Here is a 1079-nt window from a genome sequence, read left to right as displayed (position 1 = left end):
CCAAGGTGTTAAAAGAGTACCTGAAGGGAACGAACCCGGAATATTCACTCCACACTCAGGTGAAAGGTAAACACTTAGCGAAATATCAAAATCGTGGCCGCTTTGCATTAAGGCCTGATTTGATGATCAGGCTAGGCGAGCTAAACAAAGTCGTCATGGACACGAAATGGAAGCTGCTCGACGTTGATGCTTTCAATGCCGATATTTCTCAGTCTGACATCTATCAGATGTTTGCTTATGCTAAGAAGTACCTCAACCAACCTGATGAGGGTAACGATGTTATCTTGATTTACCCATATCAAGATAATTTTGATAAGCCCCTACTAGAGCCATTTGATTTGGATGACGGGCATAAACTTTGGGTTGTACCTTTTAGTATTAACGATTCAATGCAGAGCAAATTGTTAATGCCAGATGGCCAATCAAATGATTGGTTTGTAAACGTACTTTAAGGTCATGAGTTTCATGTATGAGCTCAAGTTAGTGCAGCTAGGGTAACTATGTGTTTTAACCTACGTTAACGTGCTAGGTTCAGTAAGTTATAAGCTTGGGTTATGTTCAAAAGATAGTTAGTGGTAATGTTTTTTAATGGTGATATTAAATATGTCTAAGAAAGAAATCTGTTCAGTTGAAGGTAGAGAGTTTGAGTTACATGCAGCCTATAATGATGAGTACCCTCCAATTAATGCCGGTGACTATGTTGTTATCATAAAGGACCTCTTTTCAGGGGCCGAGGTGGCATATCACTCAACCAACCCAACAAATCAGAACCAAATAGCGAACATGAAAGTAAGTTTTGAGCAAGATGCCTATGATTTTTACTCTCCAGAAAGTAGTCAGTTGGTAGCGAGGAGCTATTTGAAGTCTGATCTTTGAGCAATAGGTCATTTTGCTGTTTCGCATGAAAGCTTGAATTTCAAGGGCTGCTATATCTAGTTTCAAAAGTGAAAAGAGATATCGTTATTAGTTAGAATTAAAAGGTTCCATTGTAATTATGTAATTTTCTAACTTGCTAATAGTAAGGGACTTTTAGCCAACCATGCCCAATATGTTCGAAACGCGGTATTAAATAGCGTCAC

At 38.6% G+C, this 1079-nt stretch carries 1 protein-coding gene and 1 pseudogene; both read left to right on the top strand.

From position 1 onward, the window contains the following. Window positions 1-452: pseudogene (locus KIV40_RS27080) on the top strand (restriction endonuclease); the annotation flags it as partial. A 151-nt stretch (window positions 453-603) separates the two neighbouring features. Beyond that, window positions 604-876 (top strand): hypothetical protein, encoded by a 273-nt coding sequence (locus KIV40_RS27075; RefSeq protein WP_285352272.1) that lies wholly within the window; start codon window positions 604-606, stop codon window positions 874-876. Window positions 877-1079: the final 203 nt, after the last annotated feature.

The sequence above is a fragment of the Vibrio sp. D173a genome (genome assembly GCF_030248475.1).
The sequence above is the reverse complement of the archived record's forward strand: the minus strand, read 5'-3'. Positions and strand labels throughout refer to the sequence as shown.